This is a genomic window from Streptomyces sp. NPDC038280, assembly GCF_055600045.1.
Genome location: NZ_JBVJYZ010000013.1, coordinates 74,023 through 99,229, shown reverse-complemented (window position 1 = coordinate 99,229; position 25,207 = coordinate 74,023). Strand labels below are relative to the sequence as shown.

At 71.3% G+C, this 25,207-nt stretch carries 21 protein-coding genes and 1 tRNA gene; 4 read left to right on the top strand and 18 right to left on the bottom strand.

Going from position 1 to position 25,207, the window contains the following annotated elements; all coding sequences use genetic code 11:
• Positions 1–36: 36 nt before the first annotated feature.
• Positions 37–516: an Lrp/AsnC family transcriptional regulator gene (locus tag ACZ7J0_RS24215; RefSeq protein ID WP_468710852.1), complete on the top strand. Its 480-nt coding sequence runs from the start codon at positions 37–39 to the stop codon at positions 514–516.
• 82 nt (positions 517–598) lie between these two features.
• Here the strand turns inward: ACZ7J0_RS24215 and ACZ7J0_RS24210 are convergent, their stop codons facing one another.
• The 4 genes from ACZ7J0_RS24210 to ACZ7J0_RS24195 all read right to left on the bottom strand — a co-directional run bounded on the left by ACZ7J0_RS24210 (position 599) and on the right by ACZ7J0_RS24195 (position 6,327).
• Positions 599–1,387, bottom strand: coding sequence for a S16 family serine protease (locus ACZ7J0_RS24210; protein WP_470890584.1), 789 nt, complete (start codon positions 1,385–1,387; stop codon positions 599–601).
• A 138-nt stretch (positions 1,388–1,525) separates the two neighbouring features.
• Positions 1,526–2,170 carry an IclR family transcriptional regulator gene (locus ACZ7J0_RS24205; protein ID WP_468710854.1) on the bottom strand — a complete coding sequence of 215 codons (645 nt, stop codon included), beginning with the start codon at positions 2,168–2,170 and terminating at the stop codon, positions 1,526–1,528.
• Between the two features lie 551 nt (positions 2,171–2,721).
• Positions 2,722–4,506 carry a DEAD/DEAH box helicase gene (locus ACZ7J0_RS24200; protein ID WP_470890582.1) on the bottom strand — a complete coding sequence of 595 codons (1,785 nt, stop codon included), beginning with the start codon at positions 4,504–4,506 and terminating at the stop codon, positions 2,722–2,724.
• Positions 4,507–4,857: 351 nt separating this feature from the next.
• On the bottom strand, positions 4,858–6,327 hold the full coding sequence (locus ACZ7J0_RS24195) for an MFS transporter (RefSeq protein ID WP_470890580.1): 1,470 nt from the start codon (positions 6,325–6,327) through the stop codon (positions 4,858–4,860).
• A 175-nt stretch (positions 6,328–6,502) separates the two neighbouring features.
• Here ACZ7J0_RS24195 and ACZ7J0_RS24190 point away from each other — a divergent pair.
• Together ACZ7J0_RS24190 and ACZ7J0_RS24185 are read left to right on the top strand one after the other, a co-directional pair.
• Positions 6,503–6,577: transfer RNA gene (locus ACZ7J0_RS24190), tRNA-Cys, on the top strand.
• Positions 6,578–6,621: 44 nt separating this feature from the next.
• Positions 6,622–7,014: a hypothetical protein gene (locus ACZ7J0_RS24185; protein ID WP_470890578.1), complete on the top strand. Its 393-nt coding sequence runs from the start codon at positions 6,622–6,624 to the stop codon at positions 7,012–7,014.
• Between the two features lie 4 nt (positions 7,015–7,018).
• Here the strand turns inward: ACZ7J0_RS24185 and mycP are convergent, their stop codons facing one another.
• From mycP to ACZ7J0_RS24125, 12 genes are all read right to left on the bottom strand, one after another.
• Positions 7,019–8,065, bottom strand: a complete 1,047-nt coding sequence (gene mycP, locus ACZ7J0_RS24180) for a type VII secretion-associated serine protease mycosin (protein ID WP_470890576.1) — start codon at positions 8,063–8,065, stop codon at positions 7,019–7,021.
• Positions 8,066–8,233: 168 nt separating this feature from the next.
• Positions 8,234–9,547, bottom strand: a complete 1,314-nt coding sequence (locus ACZ7J0_RS24175) for a WXG100 family type VII secretion target (RefSeq protein ID WP_470890574.1) — start codon at positions 9,545–9,547, stop codon at positions 8,234–8,236.
• 26 nt (positions 9,548–9,573) lie between these two features.
• Positions 9,574–10,059, bottom strand: coding sequence for a hypothetical protein (locus ACZ7J0_RS24170; RefSeq protein ID WP_470890572.1), 486 nt, complete (start codon positions 10,057–10,059; stop codon positions 9,574–9,576).
• 118 nt (positions 10,060–10,177) lie between these two features.
• Positions 10,178–12,487: a xanthine dehydrogenase family protein molybdopterin-binding subunit gene (locus ACZ7J0_RS24165; RefSeq protein ID WP_470890570.1), complete on the bottom strand. Its 2,310-nt coding sequence runs from the start codon at positions 12,485–12,487 to the stop codon at positions 10,178–10,180.
• Positions 12,484–14,019 (bottom strand): (2Fe-2S)-binding protein, encoded by a 1,536-nt coding sequence (locus tag ACZ7J0_RS24160; RefSeq protein ID WP_470890568.1) that lies wholly within the window; start codon positions 14,017–14,019, stop codon positions 12,484–12,486. The genes ACZ7J0_RS24165 and ACZ7J0_RS24160 overlap by 4 nt, the downstream gene beginning before the upstream one ends.
• A complete protein-coding gene (locus ACZ7J0_RS24155; protein ID WP_468710863.1) occupies positions 14,016–14,906 on the bottom strand; it encodes an FAD binding domain-containing protein in 891 nt (296 codons plus the stop codon). The genes ACZ7J0_RS24160 and ACZ7J0_RS24155 overlap by 4 nt, the downstream gene beginning before the upstream one ends.
• 355 nt (positions 14,907–15,261) lie before the next feature.
• Entirely contained in the window at positions 15,262–16,920 is a 1,659-nt protein-coding gene (locus ACZ7J0_RS24150; RefSeq protein WP_470890567.1) for a beta-N-acetylhexosaminidase, read from the bottom strand.
• Positions 16,921–16,926: 6 nt separating this feature from the next.
• Positions 16,927–17,808, bottom strand: a complete 882-nt coding sequence (locus ACZ7J0_RS24145; protein ID WP_470890565.1) for a carbohydrate ABC transporter permease — start codon at positions 17,806–17,808, stop codon at positions 16,927–16,929.
• Positions 17,805–18,797, bottom strand: a complete 993-nt coding sequence (locus tag ACZ7J0_RS24140; RefSeq protein ID WP_470890564.1) for a carbohydrate ABC transporter permease — start codon at positions 18,795–18,797, stop codon at positions 17,805–17,807. Before ACZ7J0_RS24140 ends, ACZ7J0_RS24145 begins: the two co-directional genes overlap by 4 nt.
• On the bottom strand, positions 18,794–20,110 hold the full coding sequence (locus ACZ7J0_RS24135) for an extracellular solute-binding protein (protein ID WP_470890562.1): 1,317 nt from the start codon (positions 20,108–20,110) through the stop codon (positions 18,794–18,796). Before ACZ7J0_RS24135 ends, ACZ7J0_RS24140 begins: the two co-directional genes overlap by 4 nt.
• 251 nt (positions 20,111–20,361) lie before the next feature.
• Positions 20,362–20,652, bottom strand: coding sequence for a DUF3039 domain-containing protein (locus ACZ7J0_RS24130; protein ID WP_468710871.1), 291 nt, complete (start codon positions 20,650–20,652; stop codon positions 20,362–20,364).
• Positions 20,653–20,682: 30 nt separating this feature from the next.
• On the bottom strand, positions 20,683–21,243 hold the full coding sequence (locus ACZ7J0_RS24125) for a YqgE/AlgH family protein (RefSeq protein ID WP_470890768.1): 561 nt from the start codon (positions 21,241–21,243) through the stop codon (positions 20,683–20,685).
• Positions 21,244–21,517: 274 nt separating this feature from the next.
• Between ACZ7J0_RS24125 and murA the strand changes: the two genes are divergently transcribed.
• Positions 21,518–22,858: a UDP-N-acetylglucosamine 1-carboxyvinyltransferase gene (gene murA / locus ACZ7J0_RS24120; RefSeq protein ID WP_468710874.1), complete on the top strand. Its 1,341-nt coding sequence runs from the start codon at positions 21,518–21,520 to the stop codon at positions 22,856–22,858.
• Positions 22,859–23,033: 175 nt separating this feature from the next.
• Here murA and ACZ7J0_RS24115 read toward each other — a convergent pair whose 3' ends face one another.
• Together ACZ7J0_RS24115 and ACZ7J0_RS24110 are read right to left on the bottom strand one after the other, a co-directional pair.
• Positions 23,034–23,315 carry an HU family DNA-binding protein gene (locus ACZ7J0_RS24115; protein ID WP_003968811.1) on the bottom strand — a complete coding sequence of 94 codons (282 nt, stop codon included), beginning with the start codon at positions 23,313–23,315 and terminating at the stop codon, positions 23,034–23,036.
• 319 nt (positions 23,316–23,634) lie between these two features.
• Positions 23,635–25,068 carry an NAD-dependent malic enzyme gene (locus ACZ7J0_RS24110; RefSeq protein WP_470890559.1) on the bottom strand — a complete coding sequence of 478 codons (1,434 nt, stop codon included), beginning with the start codon at positions 25,066–25,068 and terminating at the stop codon, positions 23,635–23,637.
• Between the last annotated feature and the right edge of the window lie 139 nt (positions 25,069–25,207).

Below are 25,207 nucleotides of genomic sequence, written 5' to 3'. Positions count from 1 at the left end.
GGGCTATCTGTACAGGATGACCATCGGGAGGCCTTGATGGCGATCGATCATCTGGACGGCCGGCTCATCGTGCTCCTCGCCCGTGAGCCCCGCATCGGCGTACTGGAGGCCTCGCGCCGTCTCGGGGTGGCCCGCGGCACGGTCCAGGCGCGGCTCGACCGGCTTCAGTCGAACGGCGTCATCCGCGGCTTCGGCCCCCAGGTCGACCCGGCGGCCCTCGGGTACCCGGTCACCGCCTTCGCCACGCTGGAGATCAAGCAGGGCCAGGGAGCCGACGTCCGCGCGCACCTGGCGGGCGTCCCCGAGGTACTGGAGCTCCACACCACCACGGGCCACGGTGACATGCTCTGCCGCCTGGTGGCCCGCTCCAACGCCGACCTCCAGCGGGTGATCGACCGGGTGGTCGGCTTCGAGGGCATCGTGCGGGCCTCCACGGCGATCGTCATGGAGAACCCCGTCCCCCTGCGGATCATCCCGCTGGTCGAACAGGCGGCGGAGGACCAGCCGCTGCGATGAGCCGGGCGCGCGGGGCGAGAGGTGCGGGCGGGGCGGGGCGGTGGGCGCGGGGCGGTGGGGGCGCGGAGAGGCGACCGGGCCGTCAGCAGCTGGGGACCGGGCCGCCCTTGTCGAGGGCGCGCAGGGACGCGATGGCGTCCTTGAGGGTGGTCACGGGGATCAGCCGCATCCCCTTGGGCAGCTCGGACTGCGCGTCCGCGCACTCCGCCTTCGGTACGAGGAAGACGGTCGCCCCGTCCCGTCCGGCCGCCTGGGTCTTCAGGGACACCCCGCCGACGGCTCCGACGGTCCCGTTCGCCTCGATCGTCCCCGTACCGGCGATGGTCTTCCCACCGGTCAGATCCCGGCCCGCGCCGTCCCCGTCCAGCTTGTCGACGATCCCGAGAGAGAAGAGGAACCCGGCGCTCGGACCGCCGATGTCGGCGAGGTGAAGGGTGACCTTCACCTTCTTCGGGTCCATGTCCAGATAGCCCAGCGCGGCGTCGACGGCGGCGTCCTGCGACTGCGTCATCTGGTCCAGGTTGTGCCGGGAGATCTCCTCCTCCGACTCCCCCGAGGGGTAGACGGAGTCGCGCGGCAGCACCGCGCGATCGGTCTTGAACCAGCCGTCGACCACATCGCCGAGATCGATGTCCACGGAGGGTCCGGTCGCCACGATGGTCGTCATCCGCAGCTGACCGGTGGTCGGCCGGGTCCGCGCCCCGGAGATCGTGATCACCGGCGTGCCCTCGTCGGCCCCGAGGACATCGGCGGTCGGACCGGGCTGCGCGACGGAGTACGGCAGCGGCGCGAACCCGACGACGGCGAAGAGCGCGGCGACGGGCAGGGCGCACAGGGCGAGCGCGCGGCCGCGCGAGAGGCTGGAGAACACCCGGCCAATCTATCGGCCCGTTCCCGGGGCCCTCGCGGCACCCGCCGTCCCTCGCGCCTCCGGTGCTCCGTCTCCCGCGCGCCGTCGCCTCCGTGCCGTCCCGTGTGCCGTCTCCCGCCCGGCGCCGTCCGCCGACCGCTACCTCAGCGCGTCCGCGACCTCGCGGGCCGCGTCCAGGACACGAGGGCCGACCCGTTCCGGAACCGCGTCCGCCAGCATCACGACGCCCACGCTTCCCTCGATCCCGGTCACGCCGACGAGCGGCGCGGCCGCGCCACTGGCGCCCGCTTCCAGTTCGCCGTGGGTGAGGGTGAAGCCCGGGTCGGTCTGCCCGCCGGCCTGACGGGCCGCGAGTATCGCCCGGCCGGCGGCACCCCGGTCGAGGGGATGGCGGAAGCCGGCCCGGTACGCCACGTGGTAGTCGGTCCAGGTCGGTTCGACGACCGCGACGGCGAGCGCCTCGGCCCCGTCGACCAGGGTGAGGTGAGCGGTGGCGCCTATGTCCTCGGCGAGCGAGCGGAGCGCGGGCAGCGCCGCTTCGCGTACGAGCGGATGGACCTGGCGGCCGAGTCTGAGCACGCCGAGCCCGACCCGGGCGCGGCCGCCCAGGTCACGGCGGACGAGGGCGTGCTGTTCGAGCGTGGCGAGCAGACGGTAGACGACGGTCCGGTTGACACCGAGCTTGTTGGACAACTCGGTGACCGTCAGGCCGTGGTCGGTGTCGGCGAGCAGTTTGAGGACACGCAGTCCCCGGTCGAGCGTCTGGGAAGTCTCCGCTGTCACGACGCCCTCTCCTTCGGAGTGAGTAACGGCGGACACTCTCACGGGGCTACGACACCGGTCCCAGCGGCGACGCACGGAGAGGCCGCCGGCAGGCCATGGCACACCGGCTGCGCTCCGCGGCGGCGCTGCCACGGGGCGTATGCATTGCGGGGACAGTAGCGACCGGCTCCGCTCAGCGGAAGCCCTCGTCCAGAATCCGGGCGTCGGCGGGTACTTACTGCCCGTTCGGTAACCAATCCGCGAGGACGGGGGCTTTGGAGGTCAGGACGAACTTTGTTCCGTGAGCCCGCGGGGTGCGGAGTCAAGGCCTTTTGGCGTTTCGACCACCAGTGAGCGGGTGGCCGGACGCTTGACGGGGAACGGCGACGGTGAGCGGGCGGCCGGACCCCTTGATGAACGGCGACAGGTCTCCACGGCGACCCGCCACCCTGGGCGGCAGTGGCAGCCCAGGCGCCGCGGCCGGTCCCGCCCCGACTCCGCGACCTGTCACACCCCGCGACGGCGCCCGGTCCGCCCAAGCGCCGGCGACCCGTCACGTCCGGCGGCCGGACTCACCGCATCCGGGTGGCCCACTCCTGCACCTTTTTGATCCGCTCCCGGATCTGTCCGGCCGTCGCCTCCGCGCTCGGCGGGCCGCCGCACACCCGGCGGAGCTCGGTGTGGATCACGCCGTGCGGCTTGCCGCTCTGGTGGACATAGGCGCCGACCATGGTGTTCAGCTGCTTGCGCAGTTCCAGGAGCTCCTTGTGGGAGACGACCGGGCGCCGCTCGGCCGGCAGCTCCAGCAGGTCGGCCTCCTCGTCCGGCTTCTTGCGGCTGTGCGCGATCTGCCGGGCCTGCCGCTTCTGGAGCAGGAGCTGCACCTGGTCGGGTTCGAGGAGCCCGGGGATGCCGAGGTAGTCCTGCTCCTCCTCGCTGCCCGGGTGGGCCTGCATGCCGAACTCGGCGCCGTCGTAGAGCACCCGGTCGAAGACCGCGTCGGACTCCAGCGCCTCGAAGGGCAGCATGTCCTGTTCGCCGGTGTCCTCGTCCTGCTCCTTGTTCGCCTCGTCCATCTCCTTCTCGGACTCGGCGTAGGGGTCCTCGTCCCCCTCCTTCTTCGGCTTGTCGAGGACGTGGTCGCGCTCGACCTCCATCTCGTTGGCGAAGCCGAGAAGATTGGGAATCGTAGGAAGGAACACGGACGCGGTCTCGCCACGCCTGCGGGATCGCACGAAGCGGCCGACGGCCTGGGCGAAGAAGAGGGGCGTGGAGATCGTGGTCGCGTAGACGCCGACGGCGAGGCGGGGCACGTCGACGCCCTCGGAGACCATGCGGACCGCGACCATCCAGCGGTCCTCGTTCTCGCTGAACTCGTCGATCCGCTTGGACGCCTCCGCCTCGTCCGACAGCACGAGCGTCGCCCCCGTGCCGGTGATCTCGCGGATCAGCTTGGCGTACGCGCGGGCCGAGTCCTGGTCGGAGGCGATGACCAGGCCACCGGCGTCCGGGATGGACTTGCGTACCTCCGTCAGCCGCTGGTCGGCGGCGCGCAGCACGTTCGGCATCCAGTCGCCGCGCGGGTCGAGCGCCGTCCGCCAGGCCTGCGAGATGGCGTCCTTGGTCATCGGCTCGCCCAGGCGGGCGGCGATCTCATCACCGGCCTTGGTGCGCCAGCGCATGTTGCCGCTGTAGCTCAGGAAGATCACGGGCCGGACGACGCCGTCGCCCAGCGCGTTCCCGTAGCCATAGGTGTAGTCGGCGGAGGAGCGCCGGATCCCGTCGTTCCCCTCCTCGTAGGTCACGAAGGGAATCGGGTTCGTGTCCGACCGGAAGGGCGTACCGGTGAGCGCGAGGCGGCGGGTCGCCGGATCGAAGGCCTCCAGGCACGCCTCACCCCAGGACTTGGAGTCACCGGCGTGGTGGATCTCGTCGAGGATGACGAGCGTCTTGCGCTGCTCGCAGCGGTTGCGGTGCAGCATGGGGCGCACGCCGACGCCGGCGTAGGTCAGGGCGACGCCGTGGTACTCCTTGCTCAGCGGCCCGGCGCTGTAGTCCGGGTCCAGCTTGATCCCTATGCGCGCGGCGGCCGCGGCCCACTGCTTCTTGAGGTGCTCCGTGGGCGCGACGACGGTGATCTGCTGCACGACGTGGTGGTGCAGCAGCCAGGACGCGAGGGTCAGCGCGAAGGTGGTCTTGCCGGCGCCGGGGGTCGCGACCGCGAGGAAGTCGCGCGGCTGCTCCTGGATGTACTTCTCCATGGCGCCCTGCTGCCAGGCGCGCAGCTTGCCGGCGGTGCCCCAGGGGGCACGGCCGGGGAAGGCGGGTGAGAGGTGATGGGAGGCGGTAGTAGTCACGGTCTCCGATTCGGCTCTCGTGGGCACTGCTTACGTACGACAACCGGGCCACCCTACCGGTGGGACTCCCGCCTCCCGCCGGAACGGGGCCGGGACGGCGGCCGTTGAGACCTGGCTCACAGCCGCGGCCGTACGTCCCCGACGGCGTGGCTCCCGGGGGCTCGCCGGAGGCGACGGAGGTGACCAGGTCGTATGCCGCGGCCTGGTCGGGTCGGCGGGGTGCGCGCGGGTGGACACGCCGGCTTTTTCGGCCTTGCCCCGCGCCGCCGCCCCGACCCGGGCGCCTGCCTGCCCCGCCCCCCGTCCTCCCCCGCACCCCGGCCGGGGCCGCCCGTCGCGCGGCTCGCCCGATCACCGGTGGACCGGGCGAGTACGCAGGCGCGTCGCCACCCACGCGCCCACCAGGGCCACGCCCGACATTGGCAGGAACACCGCCGCGAAGGCCGCCGGATGGGAGCCGGCCGTCGCCGTCACCCCGTGGGCGGCCACCGCTCCCCCGCCCAGCGCCGCGAACGCGGCCCCTCCGCCCGCGAGCAGCAGCACGTTGCAGAGGGCGTCCGAGATCTGGAGCGCGGCCGAGTTCGCGCCCGCCTCCTCCGGCGCGGAAAGGGTCAGCAGCAGGACGCTGGTCGAGGCGATCACCAGCCCCATGCCGAGGCAGCCGAACCCCCATGCCACCGCCACCACCCACACCGGCACCGCGTGGATCAGCACGCTCGGCGCGGCCACGATCGCCGCCGCGACGAGCACCATGCCGAAGACGACCAGCCGCTCCCGGTACGGCTCCGCCCTCGGCCGCGACTGGAGGTACGACCCGAGCGTCCAGGTCGCGCCGCCGACCGAGAGCGACATCCCGGCCAGCGTGGGACTCAACCCCCGCTCGGTGACCAGCATCAGCGGCACGAAGGACTCCGCCGCTATGAACGACCCGGCCGCGATACCGCGCAACAGGACGACCGAGGGCAGCCCGCGGGCCGCCCGGAACGTTCCGCGCGGCAGCAGGCCCAGCGCCGACGGCACAAGCAGCGCCGCGCCGGCCACGGCCGGGACCAGGGACAGCCAGCGGAGCTCCTGCCCGGCGTACTGAAGGAGACCCGCCCCGGACGAGATGCCGAGCGCCAGCCGGATCCGTCGCGCGTCGAAGGGCGTCACCGGCGTGTCGGGGTCGGCGGGGCCGGACGCGGTGCGCCGGATCGCGGGCAGAGCGAGCACCAGTGGCAGCACGACGAGGACGGGGATACCGACGAAGACCCAGCGCCATCCGAGGTGTTCGGTGACGGCTCCGGAGGCGAGGGGCCCGACGATGGACGGGACGATCCAACTGGCGGCGAAGGCCGCCATGATGGCCGGCCGCAGCTCTTCCGAGTAGGCCCGGCTGATGACGACGTACAGCGCCACGATCAACAGTCCGCCGCCGAGTCCCTGGACCGCCCGGCCGGCGATGAAGAGCCACATGCTGCCGGCCGTACCGGACAGCAGCAGACCGATGGCGAAGGCGGAGATGCCGGTGGTGAGCGGCCCGAGGGGACCGCTGCGGTCGGACCACTGCCCGGAGAGCACCATCGCGAAGAGGCTGGTGGTGAAGTACGCCGAGAAGGCGAAGGCGTAGAGGGGGACGCCGTTCAGTTCCCGGGCGGCGACGGGCATGGCCGTGCCGACCGCGGTCGCCTCGAAGGCGATCAGCAGGACGACGGAGACCATGCCGATGCTGAGCGCCCGATGGGCCCGGTCCAGAACACGGGCAGCGCCCCCGGGCCGCTGCTCTTGGGCGGGCGAGGTGGCGCGAGTGACGTCCTTGTCACGTGGTTCCAGGGGGGCCATGACCACCAGAGTAAGAGGCGTCCCTCCGGTTGGGCCCTGTCCCGAGGCGGGCGCGCTCTGCGTCTTTGGGCGTACGACCAGCGTGAACGCACCATGGCAGTCATGTTGCAGGGCAGCCGGGGCTCTTGAGAACCCTGATGGCGCGGGCCTACGGTCATGACATCGAAAAGCACATGGCCGTGTGCCCGAGTGGCTCAGGGACTCGCCTGCAAAGCGAGTTACGTCGGTTCGATTCCGATCACGGCCTCCATAGGATCTTCACACCCGCGGCAGGGGTGTGCCAGAGTCCGCGGCATGACCGTACAAGGCAGACGTAAGCTCGGCGCGCTCGTCGGAGTGTGCCTCGCCGGAACGCTGTTGCCCGGCATCACCCTGGGTCCGTCCGGTGAGGACGCGGCGTTCTCCCTCGCCGTCACGTTCATCGTGGTCGCCCTGCTCACCCAGCTCGTCTTCATAGGCCCGTCCGCGCGCGTCCCCGCCCCGGCGCTGCTGGCCTTCGCGGCGGCCGGGTTCGTGCAGGACGCCCTCATCTGGTGGCTGCTTTCCTGGCTGGGCGACGAGATCGCGTACCTCCAGGTCGACGGCTTCGGCACGATCCTCCTCGCGGCGCTGATCACCCGCGCGGCGATCCTCACCGCGTCCCTGCTCCTCCCAGCCGGCGGCGACCCGGAGCCCGCCACGGACTGAGCCCTCAGGTGCGGCGCCGACGGGACCGGACGAGAGGCACGGCGGCGCCGAGGACGAGTACGGCGATGCCGACCGCCACCCCCGGGCCGACTCGGCGCGCGGCCGGGGCGGCGGTGGAGGCCGTGCGGCGGGGGGAGGGCGAAGTCCGCTCCGCGGCGGCGAGATCCGGAAGCGGATACACGTCGGCGGGCCCGGGATCCCCGGGCTCCACCAGAGCAACCCGCGGCCGCACGGCGCCGTACCCGACGTGATCGTCCCGCTTGGCGGCGCTCTTCGTGCCACCGGCCGTCCGGAGAAGGACGCGGAGGACCTGATTGTTGGTCCAGTCGGGATGAGCGGCCCACAGAAGAGCGGCGGAGGCGGAAACGAGGGCGGTGGCGTCGCTGGTGCCGTGGCTCTTGCATACGCCCGTCGCGCCGTTGCAAGCCGCCACAATGTCTTCGCCGGGGGCGACGAGGTCTACCTGGGGGCCATGCTGGGCCTCGGGGGTCCGGTTGCCGTCCCGCCCTACCGCGCCCACGCCGACGACACCGGGGGTGGCGGCGGGGTACATGAGGGCGTTGCCCGCGTCACCGCCATTGCCGACTCCGGCAAAGATCAACGATCCCTTGCCCAGGGCATACCGGACTGCATCAGAGAGTTGCCTCGACCCCTGGGGGACGGCCTGGGAGATGTTGATGACCTGCGCGCCGGAATCAGCTGCGTAGCGAATGGCATCGTCAATGGTCTCGTTGTACTTGCGGTTTGCCTCAGCTTGGTTCTTTGAATCCACGATTCTCGGCATTCGGACCGGCAGGATCGCGACCCCAGGCGCCAGGCCCATAGGCCCGGTTGGGGCGCCCTGCTGTCCGATGGCGGCGATGACTCCAGCCATCCCGGTTCCATGACCATCGTAATCTGTTCGGGCATCACCATGTTCCCCGGTGGCGAAATCCTTGCCCGCCAAGACCTGCCCCCGCAGGCGGGGTTGTGACGCGTTCACCCCGCTGTCAACCACGGCCACCGTAACCCCCTGCCCGGTGCTCGCCTTCCACACTTCTTCGGCGCGCATCGCGTCGAGATGCCATTGTTCGGAGCGAACGGGATCTCCGTATGCCGGTTGGGTTACTGCTGTCGACAGCGCCGATACGAGCCAGGCCGCGACAACCAGTTTACGGGAGCGCCTACATACCCGACTCGCACCCACCTGTCGCTTCACTCCGATCCTTGCCAATGGCGATCACTCAATAACCGGCGGCACGAACTTACGGGCCCCCGATTGCCAGGTCTCTTTGTCTTCAGTGAGGTAATCCGGCCTTGCCCTCGCCGACCCGCGCGACCCGGCCGCATGTCCGCCCGGCGCTACCGCGCCGACGGGCCCAACGATGCCGCGTCCGGAGTCACCGTAACCCTGATTTCCCACGGCACCCCGTTGGGCTAGCGGCGCCGGTCCGTGCACACCCTCTTCCCCGATCACTGTCCCGTTCGGAATCCCTCCCGGTGATCGACCAGATTCAGGAATAACAGGGCGCCCCCCGATGATTCCTGCGCCGCGCGTGGGAAGCCTGACCAAACTAGGTCCCCTACTAGCAATCGGCTCCGAAGGAAGTACCGAACCCAGCGGCCTTCCAGCCAGGGCCGCAGAGCCCGGGGGTAACGCACTTCCGTGACCACTGGGAAAGGGCGAGGGTAGGGGAACGCCTGGCTGCACGTAGCCATCTACACGTGTGGTTTGACGCGCCTCTTCCATATGGGTATGCGTCCCACTCGACGGCTGCGGAAGAGTGGTAATGCTGTCGATTTGCGTCTGCGCGGGACGCTCCGGCTTGATGGCTGAAAGCGATTGAACGTCGGGGGCATCATGCAGCGGAGCACGACCGCCTTGCGAAGCCTCTGAAGAGCCGCTGACGCCCGTCGCTCCACGCCTGGCGCCAACCTCTGCGGGGCCGTAGTCCTGGCGCTCGCCTACGTTCTCCCGCTCCGCCGGCACAAACTCCCCCGGCGGCGCCGGAAACCGAGGCACCTCCAGCGCGTTCAGGCCGCTCGCCGCCCACGCGTACGCCCCCGCCAGCTTCCGCATCTGGCGGATCGCCGCCTGGCGGATGCCCTCGTCCGCCACCAGGGTTGTGCGGGCCGCCCAGGCCGCCATCGCCGGGTCCTGGCTGTTCGGGTGGGACAGGGTGGAGGCGAGGTTGGCCTTGGGGGAGCCCTTGTCGTAGGGCATCGCGCTTTTGACGTCGGCGATCGTTTCGGAGGCGATCGACAGCCACTTCGCCGCGCCCGCGCTGTAGTTCGCCAGGCGGGCCGTCGCGTTGGCGGTGTCCGTGCCCCAGGTGCGGAAGGCGTCGCCCGCCTCACCCTGCCAGCCGACGCGGCTCATGTGGGCCTTGAGGTCGGCGGAGATCGCGTGCATGGTCCGCGCGGCCGTGGCCAGGCGGTCGGCGATGGCGGTCACCGCTTCGCTGCTGGCCGGGTGCAGCCAGGCGCGGAGTTGGTCGTGGCTCATGGTCTCGAAGGGTGTCGAGACCCCGCGCCCGCCCGTGTTCGTACCCATGTCGCGTCTCCCGGTCGCCCGCGTCGTCAGAATTCCGTACCCCGGGAGGGGCTGCTCTTCGGAGTGCCCGCCGGGGGATGGTCCTGGGCCCAGCGACGGGTGTTCCGGTCGAGGGCCGCCAGGCGCCGGCGTACGTCCTCGTCGATCGCGTCGTAGCCCGCCTGGGAGGCGTGGACGGCGATGCTCAGTCCCTCGATCGAGTCGGACAGCATCGTGGAGAGCTGTTTGAGCTGGGTCACGACGGTCTCGTACGCCCCGAAGAGATCCTCCGCTTCGGCGAAGTGCCCGGCGCCTCCGCCCAGTTGGCCGCGCGCGATGCGCTCGTCGGCGAGCCGGCCGGGTGCGGCCGGGGAGCCGAGGAGTTTGGTGAGGGCCTCGTCGGTCCGGTGGCGGAACTTCCGGAGGGTGTCGGCCTCGACGAGCATGGCCCGCTGAGGAGCATCCCTCCAGAGCTCGTCCGTCTCGGCCTGAGACAGCCGCTCCCGGCCCGCCCCACCGCCCGCAGCCACCATGCCGCCGCCCCTCCCCCGGTCCCACCCGTACGCGTCGCGAAATAACGTCGGGACACACTGTAGTCACTGACAGTGACAGAGTGCATCCCGAGCGTACGGAAGGGGTCGGTTCAGGCCGTCACTGGACGGGCGCCGCCACCGCCGCCTGGGGTCTTATCGGGAGGCGGTTGACGGGCCGCCCCGTCGCCGCGCGGACCGCCGAGGCCACCGCCGCCGGGGAGGTCACCACGGGCACCGCGCTCGCCGCCTTCGCGCCGAAGGGGGCGACCACGTCGCGTTCCTCGACGAGCTTGACGATGCGGATGTCCGGGGCGTCCAGCGAGGTGGGGAGGGCGTAGCCGGTGAAGTCGGGGTGGCGGACGACACCGCGGGCAGTGCGGAGGTTCTCCGTGAGGGCGGTGCCGACGCCCTGGGTGACGCCCGCCTCGATACGGGTGGCCAGTTGGGCGGGGTTGAGGACCCGGCCCACGTCCTGGGCGACCGCCATTTCGACGACGCGGACCGAACCGAGTTCGATGTCCACGTCCACAACCGCGCGGATCGCGCAGAAGGCGAGGCCGACGAAGGCGTCGCCCTGGCCCGCCTCGTCGAGGGGCTCGGTGGGGTGGGGTCGGCACTGGGCGGTGGCCCAGAGTTCCTTGCCGTCCATGGCTTCCGTGACCGTCGTCGAGAGGACGCCGTCGTACGACGTGATCTTGCCGTCGGTGATCTGGAGCAGCTCGGTGGACATGCCGAACTTGTGGGCCAGCGGCTGGAGGAGCTGGGTGCGCACCATCTTCGCGGCGCGTTCGACGGCTCCGCCGGAGACCCAGGTGTGGCGGCCGTGGGTGGCCGGCCCCGCCGGGGGCTGGTCGGTGTCGACGGAGGCCACGTGGACCTCGTCGATGCCCAGGGTCTCCTGCACGATCTGGCGGGCCAGCGTGGTGAAGCCCTGACCGGTGTCGACGGCCGCGCAGATGACGGTCGCGACGCCGTCGTGCACCTTGACGGTGGCGGTCGACACCTCGTCCGTGCCCTCGGCGCCGAGCATGTGGACCATGCCGAGGGCGTAGCCGACTCCTCGGCGTACGGCGCCCGGTTCGCCCGCGCCCTCCGGGCCGCCGGGGAGGAGCCAGTCGTCCTCCGGAGCGTCCACGGGGAGGGCCGGCAGGGGGAAGTCGCGTACGGCCTGGAGGAGTTCGGCCACGGGGGCGGGGCAGGTGACGGTCTGGCCGGTGGGCAGGATGTCGCCCGTAGCCAGCACGTTGCGCAGCCGCAGTTCGGTGGGCTCGATGCCGAGTTTGGCGGACAGTTTGTCCATCTGCGCTTCGTACGCGGCGCAGACCTGCATCGCGCCCTCGCCCCGCACATGGCCGGACGGGGGGTTGTTCGTACGGACGGCCCAGCCCTCGATGAAGGCGTGCGGCACGACGTACGGGCCGCAGGCGAAGGCGACCGCCGCGGCCAGCGACTCCGACGAGGCGTCCGCGTAGGCGCCCGCGTCGAGGAGGATCTGGGCCTCGACCTTCAGCAGTCGGCCCTCGGCGTCCGCGTGGTGGCGGTAGCGCAGCAGGGTGGGATGGCGGTGGGCGTGGCCGAGGAAGGACTCCTCGCGGGTGGCCGTGAGTTTGACGGGGCAGCCGGTACGCAGGGCCAGCAGGCCGAGCGGGATCTGGAAGCCGGGGTCGTCACGGTCGCCCGTCGCGCCGGGAACGCCGGTGACGACGATCTTGACCCGGTCGGCTTCGAGGCCGAAGCAGGCCGCCGCGAGGTCGCGGTCGGTGTGCGGGTCGGTGGACGCGGTGTAGATCTCGACGCCGCCGTCGGGGCGCGGCACGGCGAGGCCGGCCTCCGCGCCGACGGGGGCCGGGTCCTGGCGGCCGATGCGGTAGAGGCCCTCGACGATCACGTCACCGGTGACGTCCGGGTCCCCGTATCGCAGCGGGATGTGGCGGATCAGGTTGCCGTCGGGGTGCAGCGGTTCTGCCGCGAACGCCTTCTCCGGGTCGGTGACCGGGTCGAGGATCTCGTACTCGACGGCGATGGCCGCGGCGGCCAGCCGGGCCGTGTCGGGGTGGTCGGCGGCGACGGCGGCGATCGCCTCGCCGTGGTGGCGCACGAGGTCGGTGGCGAAGACGGGACGGTCGGCGACGGTACGGCCGTAGGCCGGGTCACCCGGGACGTCGGCGTGCGTCACCACGGCCCGTACGCCCGGCATCTCGGCGGCGGCCGTGGTGTCGATCGACACGATCCGCGCGTGCGCGTGCGGCGAGCGCAGGATCGCGGCCCAGAGCAGCCCCTCGGCCCACAGGTCGGAGGCGTACGGGAACGTGCCCTCGGTCTTGGCCCGGGTGTCGGCCGCGGGGAGCGACGCGCCGAGGCCGTGGGCAGGCGGTTCCTGCTGGGGTCCGTCGACCGCCGTGGTGGCGGTGGCCGCGTCGTTGCTCACGCCATGCCTCCGTCGTGCGGGTGGGGAACCTGGTGCGGGATGCGGAGCTCGTCGCCGGCGCCCTGGGTGGGCGCCTGCGGGGGGTGCGCCGCACGGGCGGAACCGGCGGCGCTCGCGGAGGCCGCGGCGCTCGCCTCGCGCTCGGCGACCACTTCCTGGACGGCGTCGACGATGCCCCGGTAGCCGGAGCAGCGGCAGAGGTTGCCGCAGAGCGCCTGGCGGGTCTCCAGCTCGCTGGGGGCGTGGTTGCCCTCCAGGAGGTCGTGGACGGTCATCGCCATGCCGGGGATGCAGAAGCCGCACTGGACGGCTCCGCACTTGGCGAGGGCGCGCTGGACGTCGGACGGTTCGCCGTCGACGGCCAGGCCCTCGACCGTACGGACCTCACTGCCGGCGGCGGTGGCCGCGGGCACCAGGCAGGAGGCGACCAGCCGCCCGTCCACCTGGACGTTGCACGCGCCGCACTCGCCCTGGGAGCAGCCGTCCTTCGCCCCGGCGAGGCCGAGGCGCTCGCGCAGGACGTAGAGGAGCGACTCGCCGATCCAGGAGTCGGTGACGGGGCGGTCGGCGCCGTTGACGCGCAGGACGTAGGAGCCGTGGGGGTGTTCGTCGCTGTCGCTGCTGCTCGTGGTGGGGATGACGACGGCAGCCTCGGCCGCGGGCTGCCCCACGGGCTCCGCGAACGGCTCCAGGGGCTGCTCCACGGGCTGTGCGGGCCCGTGCGCGCTCTCCACCGGCTCCAGGGGCTCGTGGGGCTCCACGGGGGCGGCGGGGTTTTCGGCCGCGGGCTCCGCGCCGGCTGCCTCTCCGGCACCCGGTGCCGCGGCTCCGGCCGCCTCCGTCGCCCAGGGGGCGGGTGCGCCCCCGGGCAGGGTCGGCGGGCCGGTGACCGGCTCACCCGCCGTCGGGTAGGGCGACTCCGCGTCCCCCGCGTCGGGCTCCGGCGTCGGCTCGGGGTGCTGCACGGCGGGCGTGGCCCAGGGCGCGGGCGCTCCGCCGGGCAGCGTGGCCGGCGGGGTCCCGCCCGCCCACTGGGACATCAGGGCCGATGTCGTGAACTCGCCCGACTCGTCCGGAAGGTCCCCCTGGGCGACCGGGATCGTCCACTGCCCCGTCAGCTCCGAGGGAGCCGGGACGCCGGGCCCGCCCTCCGCTGCCTCGGGGAAGGTCCACTGTCCCGTCGCCCGCGGGTCGTGCGCCGCGCCCGGCTCCGGCCAGGTCACCTGCTCGCCCGAGGACTCCACGGCGGGGTCCGGGGCGGGCGCGGGCGTCTGGACGACCCAGGTGCCCGTCGCGGCCGGGTCGGTGCCGGCGGCCGGCGTCAGCGGGACGATCGAGGGCGGCGTGAACTGCGGCGGCACGTAACCGTGCCCCGGCGCGGCCAGCGGCGCCCCGTCCAGCAGGTCGTCCGGCGGCAGCTGTACGAACGCGGTGGCCTCGGCGTCGTACTCGCCGCCGTGCGGGACGGGCTGCCAGCCGCCCTGCCGCGGCTCCGGCCGCTGGTTCTCGTTCTCGTTCTCGTCGGTGCTCACGACAGCGCCCTCCCCAGTGCCCGTCGGGCCAGCGCGGCGACCGTGCGCCGCAGATGCAGTACGGCGGGCGGCAGCGCCGGCGGCTCCTCGCCGTCGACGGCCACCGGGTCCGGGATGCAGGCGGCGGCGACGTACTCGCCGAAGGCCGTCAGCGCCTCCGGTGCCAGCCCGCGCTCACCGTCCCAGTCGATCAGCGAGGCGATCCACCGCTCCGCCTCCAGCGGACGCAGCGGCATGGGCGCGATGGCGCCGACCGCGCAGCGCACCCCGCGCCGCGCCGGGTCCAGGACGACGGCGACGGAGGCCGTGGCCCGCCCGGGACCGGTGCGGCCCGTCGCCTTGAAGAAGACCTGCGGGGCGTGCAGGAGCGGCACGCGCACGAAGCCGATGAGTTCGCCCGGGCCGAGCATCTCCCGGCCGGCCAGCAGATGGGAGACGGGGATCTCGCGCGTGCCGGCCGGGCCCGAGATCAGCAGGTCCGCCTCCAGAGCGGCCAGGACGGGCAGGGAGTCGCCGGTCGGGGCGGCGGTCACGATGTTGCCGCCGAGCGTTCCGGCGTTGCGGATCTGCGGCGGGCCGGCCGCGCGTGCGGCCGCGGCGAGCGCGGGGATGAGGGCGGCGAAGTCGGGGCGGCCCATGCGGGCGTGGGTGAGGCCGGCGCCGAGGAGGGCGTTGCCGTCCTGGTACTGCCAGCCGCGGGTCTCGTTGATCCGGCCGAGGCCGACGAGTCCGGCCGGGCGCAATTGACCTCTGTTGACGGCCGCCATCAGATCGGTGCCGCCCGCGACGGGCACGGCGGCGGGCATGGCGCTGAGCGCCGCCACGGCCTCGTCGAGCGAGGTCGGCAGCATCACGGACTGCGCCGCCTGCGGTGCGTGCGTGGTCAACCCAGCTGCCCCTTCCCGGTGTCCCGGCTGTCCCGGCTGTCCCGCCTGTGAGGCCGTACGGTACGTCCTCACAGCCCGGACGTGGCAACTCTGGCACATCTTCCGAGCCGACCGACGAGAGGGTCCGCGAAGGATGCTTCCGTCCCGGACGTCCGTTGACCAGAGAGATGGCCCGATTTGCCACAACATTGGCGGCACATGCGGATTGCCGTTCTTCGACGATCCTCGGGCGACTTGTTCTTGACGGTTCCGACCGGTCCGGCGGCGCCGGGGCACCCACGCGGCCCCGGGGGCGCCGAGTGGTCCTCCGCCGTCCCGGGCGGCGGGGCGCGGGGCGACCACCTGTCCGCCGGGCTCACACGTTCGGGGGCGTCCCCTCGATCGGGCGACCGATGACGCCGGGGCGCAGGTGCCGGGGCAGGGGGCCGGCCGGGGGGCGGTAGTCGACGCCGAGGGCGTCAAGGCGCCGGTAGTGGACGGTCATTCGCCTCTCGAAATCAGCGAAGTCGCGCTCGGCGGGTGCGGGAAGCGCGGACCAGGCGACCTCCGCGAAGGCCACCAGGCGCGGGAAGACCTGGTAGTCGACGCGGGCGCGGTTCTCCATGACCTCGGTCCAGACGTTGGCCTGGGTACCGAGGATGTGGGCGGCCGCCTCGGCGGAGAGCCCCGGTGGAACGGGCTCGAAGCGGTACACGTCCTGGAGGGTGCGTACGTATCCGATGGGCATCGGCTCGTCGTGGCCGGCGGCCTGGCGGTGGTCCAAGTAGACGTGCTGCTCGGGGCACATGACGACGTCGTGACCGGCCTCGGCGGCGGCGATGCCGCCCGCGTACCCGCGCCAGGAGGAGACGGCGGCGCCGGGCGCGAGTCCACCCTCCAGGATCTCGTCCCAGCCGATCAGGCGACGGCCGTGCGCGGTCAGCCAGTTGTCGAAGTGCCTGATGAACCAGGACTGGAGCTCGTCCTCGTCCTTGAGCCCCAGCTCCCGGATTCGCGCCCGGGCGGTCGGCGATCGCTTCCACTGGTCCTTGGGGCACTCGTCGCCGCCGATGTGGACGAAGGGCGATGTCTCGGCCGGGAAGAGGTCCAGCACCTCCTCCAGGACGCCCTCGTAGAAGCGGAGGGTGTTGTCAGTGGGGGCGAGTACGTTCGGGTTGACGCCCCAGGTGTCCCAGACGGTGAGGGAGGTCGTGTCGATGACATCGGTGTTGCCGAGTTCCGGATACGCGGCGATGGCGGCCTGCGAGTGGCCGGGAATGTCGATCTCGGGGACCACGCTGATATGCCGCTCGGCGGCGTAGGCGACGATCTCGCGGATGTCGTCCTGGGTGTAGTGACCGCCGTGCGGGACCTCACTCCACAGCGGTGAGGCGCGGTGCCCCCATTTCGTACGCGAACGCCAGGCGCCGACCTCGGTGAGCCTCGGGTGGCGCTTGATCTCGATGCGCCAGCCCTGGTCGTCGGTGAGGTGGAAGTGGAAGACGTTGAGCTTGTGCGCGGCGAGGAGGTCGAGATGGCGCAGGACGTCGTCCTTGGGCATGAAGTGCCGTGAGACGTCGAGCATGAGGCCGCGCCAGGAGAAGCGGGGGGCGTCGTCGATCGTGACCTCGGGGAGGTCCCAGCCACGGCCCGGCGGGCCGATGGGCGCCTTGCGGTACGCGTCGGGGCCCAGCAGCTGCCGCAGCGTCTGGGCTCCCCAGAACACTCCGGCCGCGCTGCCGCCCTCGATGAGGACGGCGACGTCCTCGACCGACCCGTCGGTGGACAGCCGGTAGCCCTCAGGGCCGAGCTCGCGTCCCACCGCGTCACTGAGCCGCAGGCGGACATCGCGCGGCCCGGGGCCTTCCGCGAACGGAAGCCCGGTGGCGGCTCCGAGCGTGGCACGCAGCCACCGCGCCACGCCCTCGGTGCCCGGGCCAGCATCGAGCGTGGTGTGTTCGTCGAGCGAGAAGCAGCCGCCCGCCCCGCCGTGGGCGACGGCACGCGGAGCCGGGATCAGGTCCGTCAGGGACATGGCGGGTCAGTCCTTCACCGCGCCGCCGAGGCCCGAGACCAGGCGGCGCTGTACGAGTACGAAGAAGACGAGCACGGGGATCGTCATCACGGTCGACGCGGCCATGATCCCGCCCCAGTCGTTCTCGTCCGGCTTGAAGAAGACAAGCAGGGCCATGGGGAGGGTGGACTGCGAGGTGTCGCTGATGAGGAAGGACTTGGCGAAGAGGAAGTCGTTCCACGTCGAGATGAAGGAGAAGACGCTCGTCGCGACCAGGCCGGGGAACACCAGCGGGAAGAGGATCTGCCAGAGGAAGCGGGTGCGGCTCGCCCCGTCGATGTACGCCGCCTCCTCCAGGGCCTCCGGGACCGCCTTGACGAAGCCGCGCAGCATCCATATCGCGAAGGGCAGCGAGAAGGCGATGTGCGGCAGGATCAGCGACCCCAGGGTGTTGAGCTGGCCGAAGTCCCGCATGAGGAAGAAGAGCGGGATCGTCAGCGCCTCGATCGGCACCATCTGCGCGACCAGGAACATGATCAGCAGGGTCGTGCGGAGCCGGAAGCGGAAGCGGGTCACGGCCGTCGCCGCCAGAAAGGCGATGAGGGCGGAGGCGACGACCACCGAGCCCGCTACCACCAGACTGTTGACGAAATAACGGCCGAAATCCTGCTGTTCGAAGACGCGCCGGAAGGAATCCAGGGACGGGGACAGGGTCCATGGGCGCGCATCGGTCGACTGGATCTCGCCCGCCGGCTTGAGGGCCGAGAGGACCATCCAGTACAGCGGGAAGGCGACCACGGCGGCGACGAGGAGAGCGAGGGCCTCGGCGGCGAGGCGGCCGGGGCGGCGGACACGCGGGAAGGGGCGCGGAAGGGGGCGAGGGCGCGCGAGGGGGCGTGGGAGGCTCACAGTTCTTCTCCCTGGCGTCGCAGCAGACGGAGGTGGACCAGAGTGACCGCGAGCAGGATCAGCAGCATCACGACGCCGATCGCCGCACCCAGGCTGTACTGGGAGGACGCGAAGGCCTTCTGGTAGGCGTACACATTGAGGACGAGGTTCTGACCGGCGATACCGCCGCCGCCGGTCATCACATAGATCTGCGTGAACACCTTGAAGTCCCAGATGATCGACTGGATCGTGACGACGACGAGGATCGGCCGCAGCATGGGCGCGGTGACGGACCGCCAGATGCGCCACTGCGAGGCGCCGTCGAGCGACGCGGCCTCCAGGACCTCGCCCGGGACGGCCTTGATACCCGCGTACACGGTCACCATCACGAACGGGAACGAGCACCACACGACCTCGAACAGAACGAGCGCGAAGGCGCTGTAGCGCCCGTACGTCCAGGAGAAGTCGCCGAGCCCCAGGACCTTGTCGACGGGGCCGAAGTCCGGGTCGAAGAGGAACACCCAGACGGTGGACCCGGTGATGGCGGGTGTCGCCCAAGCCCCGAGCGCGGCCAGCATGAGCGCGAGGCGGGGAACGGCGCGGATCCGGGTGAGGAGCACGGCGAGCGCGCAGCCGACGGCGAGGGTGGCGACGACACAGGCGGCGGCGAAGAGCAGGGTGGCGAGCAGGACCTGCCAGAACTGACTGTCGGAGAAGAGGGCGGAATAGTTGCCGAGGCCCTGGAAGGAGGTCGGCTCGCCACCGCTGACCTGGGCCTGGGTGTACTCCAGGAAGGAGATAAGACCCAGCTGGTAGATGGGGTAGACCAGGAGCCCGCCGAGCACGACGAGCGCGGGGGCGAGATAGAGCCAGGGCGTCCAGCCGCCCCGGCGACCGGGGCCACCACCGGAGGCCTTACGGCCGGAAGCCGTGCGGGGGCCCGCCCCGACGGCGCTTCCCGCCGGCGCCACCGCCGGCCCCGCGGCGCGCGTCTTCGTACCCTCGATCATCCGAGTCGGCCCGCCGCGGCGAACGCCGCGTCCATCTTCTTCGCCGCGTCGTCCGACGCGGCCGCCACGTCCTTACGGCCGCTCACGATCTCCTGGAACATCGTCGGCAGCACCAGCGACGCGTCGATCCGGCCCCAGCCCGGTGACGCCGGCACGAACTTGGCCCCCGCGCCCAGCGAGTCGACGAAGGGCTTCACGAACGGCTCCCTCTTCGCCACGTCCGCCCGCACGTCCGTGTACGTCGGCAGGAATCCCATCGCGTCGAAGAGCTTGCCCTGGGTCTCCTTCCCGGCCAGGGACTTCATCAGGTCGACCGCCAGCGTCCGGTGTGAACTGCTCTTCAGGACACCGATGTTGTTGCCACCGGCGAAGGGCGGCGCGATCGAGCCCGCCGCCACACCCGGCAGCGGCACCACCGCGTACTTCCCCTTCACCGCGCCCGCTTCGACCGCCGCGTGGCTGAAGTCGCCGCCGATCGCCATCGCCGCTTTGCCCGAGGCGAAGGCGGTGACGGTCGCGTTGCCGCCCATCGAGGCGCACTTGGCGGCAGGGCAGTTGTCGTCGCCGAAGAGCGAGGTGTACGAGGCGATGCCCTTGCGCGCCGCCTCGCTGTTGACCGCGGCCTTGTACGCCCCACCGCTCCCGTCGGCGAGTTCACCGCCGTTCGCCCAGATGAACGGCATCGCGCCATAGGTGTACGCGCCGCCGACGGCGATGCCGTACAGCTCCGGCTTCGCCTTGTGGATCCTCTTCGCGGTATCGATCAGCTCGGCCTGCGACTTCGGCGCCGCGAGCCCCATCTCCCGGAAGACGTCGGTGCGGTAGTACAACGCGCGCACCCCCACGAACAGCGGCGCGCCGTACACCTTCCCGTCCACCGTGACCGAGGTCCGCGCCGTCGGGTCGGTGTCCTTCGCCTCCGGCCACGCCCCGAACTCGGCGCTGATGTCGGCGAGTCCACCGTCCTTCACGTAACCGGCGGTGTCGGTGTTGCCGTACTCGACCAGGTCCGGCGCGCTCTTGGGATCGTTGAAGGCAGCCTTGACGCGCTGGGCGCGGGTGTCGACCGGGATGTACTCCACCTCGGCCCTCACCCCCTGGTGCCGCTTCTCGAACGCGGCGACGGCAGCCTCGACCACCTGCTCCTTGGGCTTGTTGTTGACCTCCCGGAAGAGCCAGACGCGCAGGGTGCCGCTCGCCTCGTCCTTCGTCGCGCCGGTGTCGGAGATCTGCGGGGCGCACCCGGCGGTGGCGGCGAGGCCGGCGAGCGCGAGGGCGGCGATCGGGGCGGCGATTCGGGCAGGAAGCTTCATGACGGGATCCCCTCCGATGGCGTTGCAGCATGCGCAACGAACGTTTCGTGCTGCACAACACGCGTGAGGTTAGGCCCGTGCGGAGAGCGCGACAAGTGGTCTCTACCACTCTGTGACCAGCGGTTGCACGCCCTGCAACGCGAACACCGGCACCAGGCCCGCGAGCGCACGCGAACGGCCCCCGGCGCGCGTACCCGAGTACGCGCGCCGGGGGCCGTCCCCTGCGAAAAGAACCCCGACGCCGGCGGTCCCTACTTCTTGTCCTTGCCGCCCTTGTCCTTGTCCCCGCCACCGGGACCCATGGACTCGTAGATCTCCTTGCACATCGGACAGACCGGGTACTTCTTGGGGTCACGCCCCGGCACCCAGACCTTGCCGCACAGTGCCACCACGGGAGTGCCGTCGAGGGCACTCGCCATGATCTTGTCCTTCTGAACGTAATGGGCGTAGCGCTCGTGGTCGCCGTCACCGTGGGACACCTGCGGCGTCGGCTCTACGAGGGTTCCCGTACCTGCCCCGCGCTCGGGCTCGAGAGTGCTCATAAATGCCAAGGGTACTGAAAGCCGAGCGGGTCAGTTCAGCGACGGGTCGTCCGGGTACGTGGCGACCATCGCCAGCTCGTTGCGCTGGCGTCTCAGCACCGCGCGCCACAGGCTCTCCGGGCGCGGGGAGGAGACGTCCCCCGGTTCCGACTCGACGACGTACCAGGCGCCCTGGGTGAGCTCCTCCTCCAGCTGGCCGGGGCCCCAGCCCGCGTAGCCGGCGAAGATCCGCAAGGAGCCGAGGGCCTCCGCGAGGAGTTCCGGCGGGGTCTCCAGGTCCACCAGACCGATCGCGCCGTAGACCCGCCGCCAGCCCAGGGGGCCCTCGTCACCGGGGATCACGGCGAGGCCCAGGGCCGCGTCCAGGGAGACGGGACCGCCCTGGAAGACCACGCCCGGCTCACCCGTGAGGGGGGACCACTGCTCAAGGATCTCCACGACGCCGACCGGGGTCGGACGGTTGAGGACCACGCCGAGGGAGCCCTCGTCGTCGTGGTCGAGGAGGAGCACCACCGCGCGGTCGAAATTCGGGTCCACCAGCGTGGGGGTGGCGACGAGCAGCCGTCCTGTGAGCGAGGACACCTCGGTCATGCGAGACATGATCCCGCATCTTCGCGCTTCGCGGGGGTTGTACGGCGGGCCCCGGTGATGTGCGATGGCCACGCAGTACACAGGGGACCGCGCACGCGCCCGCACCGCCTCCTCTCGAACAAACGGACGGTGACGCTCCGCGAGGCTCGGGGGACAGATAGTGCTGTGCCGAATTCATTACATGCCCGAGGCCGCCTTGGCCTTACAGAACGGGGGTAGAAGCGCCGTACCCTTTTCCCTGGCCCCCTGCCCACCTCTCCGGAACGCGAGATTCATGACCGGCACAGACGATGTACTGCTTGTCCACGGCGGAACCCCGCTCGAGGGCGAGATCCGCGTCCGCGGCGCGAAGAACCTCGTGCCCAAGGCGATGGTCGCCGCACTCCTCGGCAGCGGGCCGAGCCGACTGCGCAATGTGCCCGACATCCGTGACGTCCGCGTCGTCCGCGGGCTCCTGCAGCTGCACGGTGTGACGGTCAGGCCGGGAGACGAACCCGGCGAGCTGATCCTCGACCCGTCCCACGTCGAGTCGGCCAACGTCGCCGACATCGATGCCCACGCCGGCTCGTCGCGCATCCCGATCCTCTTCTGCGGTCCGCTGCTGCACCGCCTCGGCCACGCCTTCATCCCGGGCCTGGGCGGCTGCGACATCGGCGGCCGGCCGATCGACTTCCACTTCGAGGTGCTGCGGCAGTTCGGCGCGACCATCGAGAAGCGGGCGGACGGCCAGTACCTGGAGGCCCCGCAGCGACTGCGCGGCACGAAGATCCGGCTGCCGTACCCCTCGGTCGGCTCGACCGAACAGGTGCTGCTGACGGCCGTGCTGGCGGAGGGCGTGACCGAGCTCTCCAACGCGGCCGTGGAGCCGGAGATCGAGGACCTGATCTGCGTCCTGCAGAAAATGGGCGCGATCATCTCGATGGACACCGACCGCACGATCCGGATCACCGGCGTCGACAGCCTCGGCGGTTACACCCACCGGGCGCTCCCGGACCGCCTGGAGGCGGCCTCCTGGGCGTCGGCGGCGCTGGCGACCGAGGGCAACATCTATGTGCGCGGCGCCCAGCAGCGCTCGATGATGACCTTCCTCAACACGTACCGGAAGGTCGGCGGCGCCTTCGAGATCGACGACGAGGGCATCCGCTTCTGGCACCCGGGCGGCTCGCTCAACGCGATCGCCCTGGAGACGGACGTGCACCCCGGTTTCCAGACCGACTGGCAGCAGCCGCTGGTGGTGGCCCTGACCCAGGCGGCGGGGCTCTCCATCGTCCACGAGACGGTCTACGAGTCGCGGCTGGGCTTCACGTCCGCGCTGAACCAGATGGGTGCCCACATCCAGCTGTACCGCGAGTGCCTGGGTGGCTCGGACTGCCGCTTCGGCCAGCGGAACTTCCTGCACTCGGCGGTCGTGTCCGGCCCCACGAAGCTCCAGGGCGCCGACCTGGTCATCCCGGACCTCCGGGGTGGTTTCTCGTACCTGATCGCGGCCCTGGCGGCCCAGGGGACGTCCCGGGTCCACGGCATCGACCTGATCAACCGCGGCTACGAGAACTTCATGGAGAAGCTCGTCGAGCTCGGCGCGAAGGTCGAACTCCCGGGCAGGGCGCTCGTCTGACCCGGCGAAAGACGACGGCCCCCGCTTCGGCGGGGGCCGTTTTCGTGCCGCCTCCCTGACAGGAAACCCTGACGGGAACGCCCGCCACGGACCCCTGCCACCGAGAGGCGTACGCAACGGCGAAGGGCGGCCACCCCCTGACAGGGTGACCGCCCTCCTCCGTTGCCTCGGGGTGTTACTTGCCCTTGGCGGCTTCCTTGAGCTTGGAGCCCGCGGAGACCTTCACGCTGTAACCGGCCGGGATGTTGATCGGGTCGCCGGTCTGCGGGTTACGAGCGGTGCGAGCGGCACGGTGGGTGCGCTCGAAGGTCAGGAAGCCGGGGATGGTGACCTTCTCGTCGCCCTTGGCGACGATCTCACCGACGGTCTCGGCGAGAGCGGCCAGCACGGCGTCGGCGTCCTTGCGAGTCACCTCGGCGCGGTCGGCCAGGGCGGCCACCAGCTCACTGCGGTTCATGTTGTTACTCCCGTGTTCTTCTTGCCTGTGAGGCGTGAGATCGAAGCCGATGCTGCCAGGGCCCTCGGACAGTCCCCGGACCCGGGTCTGCCCTCAGACCCGCCGCGCCGGTGGGGTTCCCCCTGGGGCGCAGGCCCTCAATGGAGCATCCTGCCCCCACCAGCGGCGGGAAAGCCAATCCGGCACCCCCCGGAGTCACACGAAAAGCGCCACTGCCTCGTCATCGTGACGTTCCGTCGACTCCGCGGGGACTCCATGGAGCCGAATCGCCACCCTAAAGGTGGGTTTACGGCCCCGGTGCCCGCGACGCGCCGTAGGGTCAGGCGGACGTGGGGCCCGTCACAGCGGGGCCGGCGGCCTTGGCGGCGGTGCGGACGGCGCCCGCGACCGCGCCCGCGACCTTGTCGTTGAAGACGGACGGAATGATGTAGTTCGGGTTCAGTTCCTCGTCGGTGACGACGTCGGCGAGGGCGGCTGCGGCGGCGAGCATCATCTCGGTGTTGACGGTCCGGGACTGCGCGTCCAGCAGACCGCGGAAGACGCCGGGGAAGACCAGCACGTTGTTGATCTGGTTGGGGAAATCCGAGCGGCCGGTGGCCACAACTGCCGCCGTCTGGCGGGCGATTGCGGGGTCCACCTCGGGGTCCGGGTTCGCGAGCGCGAACACGATCGCGCCGTCCGCCATCGCGGCGACGTCGTCGCCGCCCAGGACGTTCGGGGCGGAGACACCGATGAAGACGTCGGCGTCGACGACGGCCTCCTTGAGGGTGCCGGTGACGCCCTCGGGGTTGGTGTTGTCGGCGATCCAGCGCAGCGGCGTCCCGGGCGCGGCGTCCACCAGGTCCTCGCGGCCGGCGTGGACGACGCCGTGGATGTCGGCGACGACGGCGTGCTTCACACCCGCGGCGATCAGCAGCTTCAGGATGGCCGTACCGGCCGCTCCGGCGCCGGACATGACGACCCGTACGTCCCCGATGGCCTTGCCGACCACGCGCAGCGCGTTGGTGAGGGAGGCGAGGACGACGATCGCGGTGCCGTGCTGGTCGTCGTGGAAGACGGGGATGTCCAGGGCCTCGCGCAGACGCGCCTCGATCTCGAAGCAGCGCGGTGCCGAGATGTCCTCGAGGTTGATGCCGGCGAAGCCGGGGGCGATGGCCTTGACGATCTCCACGATCGCGTCGGTGTCCTGGGTGTCGAGGCAGATCGGCCAGGCGTCGATGCCGGCGAAGCGCTTGAAGAGGGCCGCCTTGCCCTCCATCACGGGCAGCGCGGCCATCGGGCCGATGTTGCCGAGACCGAGGACGGCGGAGCCGTCCGTCACGACTGCGACGGAGTTGCGCTTGATGGTGAGGCGGCGGGCGTCCTCGGGGTTCTCGGCGATCGCCATGCAGACCCGGGCGACACCCGGGGTGTAGATCATGGAGAGGTCGTCACGGTTGCGGATGGGATGCTTCGACGCCATCTCGATCTTGCCGCCGAGGTGCATCAGGAACGTACGGTCGGAGACCTTGCCGAGGGTGACGCCCTCGATGCCGCTGAGCTTCTCGACGATTTCGTCCGCGTGGGTGGTCGAGGTCGCCGCGATGGTGACGTCGATCCGCAGCTTCTCGTGGCCTGAGGCGGTCACATCGAGGCCGGTGACGGAGCCGCCGGAGGACTCCACGGCCGTGGTGAGCTGGGAGACCGCCGTTCCGCTGGCGGGCACCTCCAGCCGGACCGTCATCGAGTACGAGACGCTGGGCGCCGTTGCCATGACCGGGTTCCTCTGCTTTCCCTAGCTTCGTTGCTACGCCGCCACGGCTGGTTGCCCGGCGGCGCCCTCCGATGGTCGCACCTACCTGCGGGTAGCAGGTAATGCGGTCATTTTGTTTTCGGAAACTGTTTTCCACCAT